General features: G+C 56.9%; 1 protein-coding gene. It reads right to left on the bottom strand.

Features of this window, described 5'->3' with window-relative positions; genetic code table 11:
* The coding region (locus KL786_RS29230) for an immunoglobulin-like domain-containing protein (RefSeq protein ID WP_353844689.1) at positions 1-1,518 on the bottom strand (1,518 nt) is incomplete at both ends.

Raw genomic sequence — 1,518 nt, 5'->3', positions numbered from 1 at the left:
CGGTCTGGGTGCTCTTGTCGATGAACACGTCATCGCCCGGGGCATCAACCGTCACAGTGCCGACGGTTTCACCGGCCTTGATGGTGATGGTTTGTTTGTTATCCAGAGTCAGGGTGACGTCGGTGCCAGCCTTGTTGCTCAGGGTGGCGGTGTAGGTGATCTTGCCGCCTTCACTCACTTCAGACGGAGCTGTCAACGTCACGGTGGTGGTGTTATCGGTATCGGTACCTGGGGTATCAGTGACAATCGTGGTGACTTTGTCAGTACCTGGAACCAGATTTTCAAAGTGCTCGCCGCCAGTCACTTCCTTGATGCCGGTCGTAACGGTTTGGTCGCCTTTGTACACATCATCCGGTGCCACAGCCGAAATAGTACCGCTCGACTGATTCACGCCGATGGTGATGGTCTGGTTGTTATCCAGGGTCACCGTCAGCGGGCCAGTGGTGTTGGTCACCGGCTTGCCATCCTTGTCGACCAGAGTCGCGGTGTAGACGATCTCGCCGCCTTCACCCACGGTTTTGGTGGCCGTCAGGACCACATCGACTTTGTCGATGGTGTCGTTGATCTGCGTCGTTGCGCCGTTACCGGCCACTTCCAATTTCTCGAAGTTGCCGCCATCGGTCCCGGTGATCTGGACGGTCTGGGTGCTCTTGTCGATGAACACGTCATCGCCTGGAGCGTCCACCGTCACGGTGCCGACAGTTTCACCGGCCTTGATGGTGATGGTTTGTTTGTTATCCAGAGTCAGGGTGACGTCGGTGCCAGCCTTGTTGCTCAGGGTGGCGGTGTAGGTGATCTTGCCGCCTTCACTCACTTCAGACGGAGCCGTCAACGTCACGGTGGTGGTGTTATCGGTATCGGTACCTGGGGTATCAGTGACAATCGTGGTGACTTTGTCAGTACCTGGAACCAGATTTTCGAAATGCTCGCCGCCAGTCACTTCCTTGATGCCGGTCGTAACGGTTTGGTCGCCTTTGTACACATCATCCGGTGCCACAGCCGAAACAGTACCGCTCGACTGATTCACGCCGATGGTGATGGTCTGGTTGTTATCCAGGGTCACCGTCAGCGGGCCAGTGGTGTTGGTCACCGGCTTGCCATCCTTGTCGACCAGAGTCGCGGTGTAGACGATCTCGCCGCCTTCACCCACGGTTTTGGTGGCCGTCAGGACTACATCGACTTTGTCGATAGTGTCGTTGATCTGCGTCGTTGCGCCGTTACCGGCCACTTCCAATTTCTCGAAGTTGCCGCCATCGGTCCCGGTGATCTGGACCGTCTGGGTGCTCTTGTCGATGAACACGTCATCGCCCGGAGCATCAACCGTCACGGTACCGACGGTTTCACCGGCCTTGATGGTGATGGTTTGTTTGTTATCCAGAGTCAGGGTGACGTCGGTGCCAGCCTTGTTGCTCAGGGTGGCGGTGTAGGTGATCTTGCCGCCTTCACTCACTTCAGACGGAGCCGTCAACGTCACGGTGGTGGTGTTATCGGTATCGGTACCTGGGGTATCAGTGACAA

This window comes from Pseudomonas sp. TAE6080 (assembly GCF_018732265.1).
Lineage (GTDB): Bacteria > Pseudomonadota > Gammaproteobacteria > Pseudomonadales > Pseudomonadaceae > Aquipseudomonas > Aquipseudomonas brenneri.
The sequence above is the reverse complement of the archived record's forward strand: the minus strand, read 5'-3'. Positions and strand labels throughout refer to the sequence as shown.